Origin of the sequence: Mucilaginibacter pankratovii (assembly GCF_014773265.1) — a bacterium.
GTDB classification, from domain to species: domain Bacteria; phylum Bacteroidota; class Bacteroidia; order Sphingobacteriales; family Sphingobacteriaceae; genus Mucilaginibacter; species Mucilaginibacter pankratovii.
On sequence record NZ_JACWMY010000005.1, the window covers coordinates 412,249 to 418,436 of the forward strand.

6 protein-coding genes are annotated in these 6,188 nt (G+C 47.7%); 2 read left to right on the plus strand and 4 right to left on the minus strand.

Features of this window, described 5'->3' with window-relative positions; translation table 11 throughout:
• Position 1 precedes the first annotated feature (1 nt).
• From IDJ77_RS12575 to IDJ77_RS12585, 3 genes are all read right to left on the minus strand, one after another.
• Complete coding sequence (locus IDJ77_RS12575; RefSeq protein WP_191189298.1) at positions 2 to 352, minus strand: nuclear transport factor 2 family protein; 351 nt, start codon at positions 350 to 352, stop codon at positions 2 to 4.
• 161 nt (positions 353 to 513) lie between these two features.
• Complete coding sequence (locus tag IDJ77_RS12580; RefSeq protein WP_191189299.1) at positions 514 to 888, minus strand: DUF779 domain-containing protein; 375 nt, start codon at positions 886 to 888, stop codon at positions 514 to 516.
• A gap of 92 nt (positions 889 to 980) precedes the next feature.
• Positions 981 to 2,483, minus strand: a complete 1,503-nt coding sequence (locus tag IDJ77_RS12585) for an aldehyde dehydrogenase family protein (RefSeq protein WP_191189300.1) — start codon at positions 2,481 to 2,483, stop codon at positions 981 to 983.
• A gap of 160 nt (positions 2,484 to 2,643) precedes the next feature.
• Between IDJ77_RS12585 and IDJ77_RS12590 the strand changes: the two genes are divergently transcribed.
• The gene (locus tag IDJ77_RS12590; protein WP_191189301.1) at positions 2,644 to 3,576 is read left to right on the plus strand and encodes an AraC family transcriptional regulator; all 933 of its coding nucleotides are present in this window, start codon (positions 2,644 to 2,646) and stop codon (positions 3,574 to 3,576) included.
• Positions 3,577 to 3,711: 135 nt separating this feature from the next.
• On the opposite strand, the gene IDJ77_RS12595 is transcribed toward IDJ77_RS12590, so the two are convergent.
• On the minus strand, positions 3,712 to 4,557 hold the full coding sequence (locus tag IDJ77_RS12595) for a helix-turn-helix domain-containing protein (protein ID WP_191189302.1): 846 nt from the start codon (positions 4,555 to 4,557) through the stop codon (positions 3,712 to 3,714).
• 349 nt (positions 4,558 to 4,906) lie between these two features.
• On the opposite strand from IDJ77_RS12595, the gene IDJ77_RS12600 reads away from it, so the two are divergent.
• Positions 4,907 to 5,890: a phytanoyl-CoA dioxygenase family protein gene (locus IDJ77_RS12600; RefSeq protein WP_224751074.1), complete on the plus strand. Its 984-nt coding sequence runs from the start codon at positions 4,907 to 4,909 to the stop codon at positions 5,888 to 5,890.
• Positions 5,891 to 6,188: the final 298 nt, after the last annotated feature.

A 6,188-nucleotide genomic window follows, 5' to 3' on the forward strand; every position in this document is an offset into this window, starting at 1 on the left:
GCTATTTTAGTTCAATTATATAAGTATCAATGGTTTTTACTTTACCATTTTTAAACTGGTAAACATCGCAAAATGCGCCGCGGTAGGTGCTGCCATCGGCGTTGGGCATTTCCATAGTGCCAGTGCAGGCGGCGCTGTTTTCCCCGGCTACGATAAGTTTCTCAGTCAGAACAGGTTCGCAGTTGATAGGCATGCCTTTCATGAAATCGAGGATACCTTGCTTGCCCGTTACGGTTTCGTTGCCTACCATCGTCCACGTAACATCGTCGGCGCAGTAGCTTACAAAGGCTTCCATATCATTATCGCGAAACGCCTGGTTTATTTTTTGGACTATCTCTTTAATGGTTTCCATAATTTGGCTTGTTGGTGTAGTATAAAGATAGGAGTATGGATTAATAGCGGCAACCGAAAATGCGGCAATTTCAGGGTGTTTTGCGACATGCTGAACCACAGAAAAAGCCCGGCGCTTGCGCAACCGGGCTCTCCAATTAAAATATAAACACCAGTAAAAAGCTAATCTTCTATAAATGTAACCGGTTCTAAATCTGTTAGTTCAGCATCTGCAAACAACCGCGATTGGATCAAAAATCTGAAGCCTGTTGGTATCTCAATGGAAAAACTGGAACCGCGCCCTTTGGTGATGGTAACAGTTAACTGGGTGTGCTGCCAGTAAGCAAACTGATCTTTACTCATCCAAAATTCGCAGCCATCTATCTCGCCCAGCTTCACATCGCTGCCGCCCAGCTTAAACTCGCCTTTCTCAAAACACATGGGCGACGAACCGTCGCAGCAGCCACCGCTTTGGTGAAACATCAGCTCGCCGAAACGGTCCTTCAGATCTGAAATAAGGGCCGATGCTTCCGGCGATACCAATACTCTCTTTACCATTTACTGTGTTTTTGGGCAAAATTACTTGCTTTTATTTCCGTGAATTTGCTGTTTCTTACCTTTTTTGGGCGAAAAAGCCGCCCTTTTTACGCCTAAAAAAAGCCTAATTTATTTTTGTTGTAAGAAATAAGCATGTTTTTGGTTTGGCGATAATGATCCAGCATCATCTTGTGGTTCTCGCGGCCAAAGCCTGATTTTTTGTAACCGCCAAATGGCGCATGGGCAGGGTAGGCGTGGTAGTTGTTCACCCACACCCGCCCGGCCTGTATGGCGCGTGGTACCTGGTAAATTTCGTGTGCGTCGCGGGTCCACACGCCGGCACCAAGGCCGTACATAGTGTCGTTTGCTATGGCAATGGCCTCCTCGGTAGTTTTAAAGGTGGTAACGCAGGCAACCGGTCCGAAGATCTCCTCCTGGAAAATGCGCATTTTGTTATGGCCCTTAAACAAGGTAGGCTGTATGTAGTAGCCACCGCTCAAATCGCCGTCCAGGTTTTTTATTTCGCCGCCGCAAAGTACCTCGGCACCTTCTTCTTTGCCTATTTTGAGGTATGATTGGATCTTCTCGTATTGGTCGTTAGAGGCTTGTGCACCCATCATGGTGCTGTCATCCAGCGGATCGCCCATTTTGATAGCGTTGGTACGTTCGATCACTCTGGACATGAATTTATCATAGATATTCTCGTGTACCAAGATCCTCGATGGGCAGGTACAAACCTCGCCCTGGTTAAGGGCGAAAAGCACCGCGCCTTCTATGGCTTTATCAAAAAACTCATCATCCTTGTCGGCAACCGACTCGAAGAAAATATTTGGCGATTTACCCCCCAGCTCCATCGTAACCGGGATGAGGTTTTCTGACGCATACTGCATAATTAAACGCCCGGTGGTGGTTTCGCCGGTGAAAGATACCTTGGCAATGCGCGGCGATTGTGCCAGGGGCTTACCTGCCTCGGGGCCAAAACCGGTAACGATATTCAGTACGCCTGCAGGCAGGATATCTTTGATTAGATCCATCAATATCATAATCGAAGTTGGCGTTTGCTCGGCCGGTTTTACCACGCAGCAATTGCCAGCGGCAAGGGCAGGGGCAATTTTCCAGGTGGCCATCAATAGCGGGAAGTTCCAGGGGATGATCTGACCCACAACACCCAGGGGCTCGCTCAGTACAATAGAAACGGTAAACTCGTCGTGCTCGGAAATGGCACCTTCTTCGGCGCGGATAACGCCCGCGAAGTAACGGAAATGGTCGATCACCAATGGCAGATCGGCATTTTTGGTTTCGCGGATAGCCTTACCGTTATCTATAGCCTCTACCGTCGCCAGGTAATCCAGATTGGCTTCTATCACATCGGCTATTTTGTTTAGTACCGATGAGCGGTAGGCGGCAGATGTTTTGCCCCAGGTTTTAAAGGCCTCGTGCGCGGCATCTAAGGCAAGTTCCACATCCTCTTTGGTAGAGCGGGCAGCTTGTGTAAAAACTTTGCCATCTATGGGCGATACGTTATCAAAATATTCTCCTTTTACGGGCGGAACAAATTTACCGCCAATAAAATTGTCGTACTTCTCCTTAAAAGAAGGTTTAGCATTGGTGCTCATATAATTTTGTTTTTGTTTTGAATTGGTAAGGCTAAGTTAGGCGGGCGCGGTGTTGTTCATTTGCACTATGCTATCAATTGATAGCACAATGGTGTCAAATTATTTAAAAGGTTGCAGATGAGTTTAAATAGCCCTAATTTGTACTACCAATTTATGAGCCATGCCCAACAGGAATTTGCTATCTCCGCTAAGCCTGTCTAACGGAAAAGAACTGAATACGCTGGTAGAGAACCGAAAGGCCTATACCTTAAATCATTGCGAGCTGAACGTTTTTGAAACCTATCAGCGCAGCGAACTGGTGCCTTTAACCTTCAGCGACCTGGTGATCACCAGCATGCTGCGGGGCAAAAAGGTGATGCATTTGTTTGATAAGCCGGGGTTTGACTACCTGCCCGGCGAAACCGTTATTGTGCCACCCAACATCACCATGAAAATCGATTTCCCCGAGGCAACGGCAAGCCAGCCCTCGCAGTGTACGGCACTGGCCATCAATCAGCAGGAGATATTGAACACCCTTGATTTTTTGAACGAGAACTACCCCCGGGAGGACAGCCGCGCCTGGCAGCTGAATTATAACCAGTTCCACTTTTTTAATAATTACGAACTCGCGCAGCTTATCAATAAGCTCATCCGCATCAGCACCGGCGACGCGCTCACCAAAGATGTACTGGCCAACCTCACGCTGAAGGAATTGCTCATCCGTATAATGCAGATGCAGAATTTTCATGAAGTGAAAGAGAGCGCGCACGATCTGGCTGGTGGCAACCGCTTTGCCTACGTGTTGGAATATATCAAAAACAACCTCACCAGTAAACTAAGTATAGATGCGCTTTGCCGTATGGCTTTTATGAGCAAGGCGAGTTTCTTCCGAGCCTTTAAGCACGAGCTTGGCATATCGCCTGTAGATTATATCATTAAAGAGCGCCTGCAGTTTGCCAAGCAACTGATGAATAACCCGTATAACAGCATCTCCGAAGCATGTTTTAAAGCCGGCTTTAACAACCTGAATTATTTTAGCCGCGCGTTTAGAAAGATAGAAGGGATGACGCCGAGCCAGTATAAGTTGCGGGTGAAGCTGACGGCGTTGAATTAGGGTAATAAGTCCTTCTCTCCACATCGTCATTGCGAGGTACGAAGCAATCCCCCGATATGCAAATGGCGTATTGCAAAACGGTTTGTCCTACGTAGAGATTGCTTCGTTCCTACCCATGACGCAGTGATTAATATTTCACATCAACCTATTCCTCTTAAACTCCGACGGATTTTCGCCCACCACTTTATTAAACAATTTATTAAAATAGGAGAGGCTCTCAAAACCTACCGCATAGCAGGTTTCGGTTACATTCTTATCCTGCATCAGCAGGTTTTTGGCCATATCTATACGGTACTGGTTTACAAAATCGGTAAAGGTGATGTTGGTTTGGCGCTTAAAGTAGCGGCAAAAAGCGGCTGTTGTGAGGTTTACCTTGGCGGCCACCACGTTTACATCGGGCTTGCGGTTGTAGTTGGCATCGATGTATTCGTAAATGGCACCCATCCGTATCTTATCTTTCAGGAAAAACTGCAGGCTGATGTCGTCAGCATTCAGGATGGTATACTCATCAGATTGCGAGAGGATGTTGAACACTTTTATCAACTCCATTAACTGCTCAAAGGAACTTAAACCACCCAGGGCTTTCAGCCTTTCGGTAACTATCGCTTTTGTTTCGCCATGGAAGGCAACGCCGTAAGCCGCTTTTTTAAAGAGTTGATTGATGATGGCAAACTCCGGCGAAGTACCGATAGCCGAGCCGAGGAAATCTTCGCGCAGCTGGATCACGATCTGGTGGTAATCGCTGCGCAGGCGGTAATCAAAGTTGAGGTGGGGGAGGTTACTGCCGATGAAAACCAGGTCGCTTTGGGTATAGCCGGAGATATGCGAACCCACGTGCCTGATGCCCGCATCGGCTTCTACATAAACCAGTTCAAATTCGGGATGGTAATGCCACAAAAAAGTATTGCGCAGGCGTGGCGAGAAAAGCTTGAAGGATTTTCCCGGCTCAAAATCTACGCGTTCTAATTGGATCTCGTTCATGGTTTATGTTTTACTTGGCATTCTTTAATCGCCCGGCGAGTTGACTCACCCCGACATCGCTATCGCTTGTCGACCCTCTCTGCTTCGCAAAGAGGGTAAAAAAAGAAAATCTCCCCTCTTTGCGAAGCAGAGAGGGTCTGGGGGTGAGTCGACTCATGACGCGGACATTCGACATCCATTTCGAAATCCAATTCCTACCCATCCCGAATTACCTTTATCAGTCGCCTAAATATACCAATTATGTCAATACAGAGCAAATATTGGTCACTGTGCAGAATATTTCCGCAATAGCTTCAGCCTACCTTTGAATTATCAAACCAAAACAAAAACTATTAAAACCGATAAAACCATGATAGCAGAACAACAAACTATGGCCAACACCATGATGGCTCCGGGCCCTAAAAATGCCCATAAAGAAATTCCGGGCAATCCCTCCACCGCAAAATCCAGCCAGGTGAAACTGAACGACCGGAGCAATGGCAAACCCCTACAGGTACTGAGCGAGGACGACTGGAAGTTTTGGGTAGAGAACGGCTACGTGGTGATCAAAAACGCAGTACCGCGCGAGCAGGCCGAAAAACTGGCCGCCTATCTTTGGGAATACGAGGGCAAAGACGCTAACGATATAGACAGTTGGTACAAAAAGCCAAACGCCCAGATGCAAATGAAAGAACTGAACAATACAGGTATGGTGGAGATATATAACCATCAGCTGATGTGGGATAACCGCCAAACGCCGCGCGTGCACCAGGCCTTTGCTGATATTTGGGGGACGGAAAAACTTTGGGCAACTATAGACAGGGCGAACCTCAACTTTCCGCTGCGCCCGGACTTTGAATACAAAGGCTTTATCCACTGGGATTACGACCCGGAAACCAAACCGCAAAATGTACAAGGTGTGCTGGCCCTTGCCGACCAAACCGACGAAACAATGGGTGGTTTCCAGTGCATCCCTGAACTGTACAGAACTTACGACACCTGGAAACTGACCCAGCCCGAAGACCGCGACCATTACAAACCCGATACCACCGGTTTTGAACTGGTAAAGGTAAAGCTGGAGGCTGGCGACCTGCTGATCTTCAACAGCCTGCAACCGCATGGCATTCGTGCCAACAATAGCGGAAACAAAGTACGCATAGCCCAATATATTGCCATGATGCCCGCCCAGGAAGACAACCAGGAACTGGTAGACTGGCGCATCAACAGCTGGCAAAGCCGCGAAGCCATGCAGGGCTACGCCTTCCCCGGCGACCCCATGGAACGCGAAAAGCAAAACCCCGTAGCGGTATTGAGCGATTTGGGTAAGAAGTTGTTAGGGTTGGAGAAATGGTAGCTGCGGATGTGCAGATTTTAGATTTCAGATGTGCAGATGAAATATAAAACCATGTCATTGCGAGGAGCAGCGGGAGGCGGAGCGAAATGGCGCGACGTGGCAACCTCATTGGACAAGCGGTTGTGCTATGCAAATTTGCTTTGCATGCTGCCGACTTTAGGCTGAGGTTGCCACGCTATCGCTCGCAATTGTAAAGGTTAGATAATTCGGTAACAGATTAGCTTTACGTAACAAAGCTAAAAAGTTATGCGCATCAACACGAATGACCTAACACTGAAACGTAATTATTTGCAGACGT

Excerpts from the sequence above, each read along its gene's own strand:
- IDJ77_RS12600 (WP_224751074.1), top strand. The coding sequence starts at position 4,907 with ATGATAGCAGAACAACAAACTATGGCCAACACCATGATGGCTCCGGGC.
- IDJ77_RS12575 (WP_191189298.1), bottom strand. The coding sequence starts at position 352 with ATGGAAACCATTAAAGAGATAGTCCAAAAAATAAACCAGGCGTTTCGC.
- IDJ77_RS12595 (WP_191189302.1), bottom strand. The coding sequence starts at position 4,557 with ATGAACGAGATCCAATTAGAACGCGTAGATTTTGAGCCGGGAAAATCC.
- IDJ77_RS12590 (WP_191189301.1), top strand. The coding sequence starts at position 2,644 with ATGCCCAACAGGAATTTGCTATCTCCGCTAAGCCTGTCTAACGGAAAA.
- IDJ77_RS12580 (WP_191189299.1), bottom strand. The coding sequence starts at position 888 with ATGGTAAAGAGAGTATTGGTATCGCCGGAAGCATCGGCCCTTATTTCA.
- IDJ77_RS12585 (WP_191189300.1), bottom strand. The coding sequence starts at position 2,483 with ATGAGCACCAATGCTAAACCTTCTTTTAAGGAGAAGTACGACAATTTT.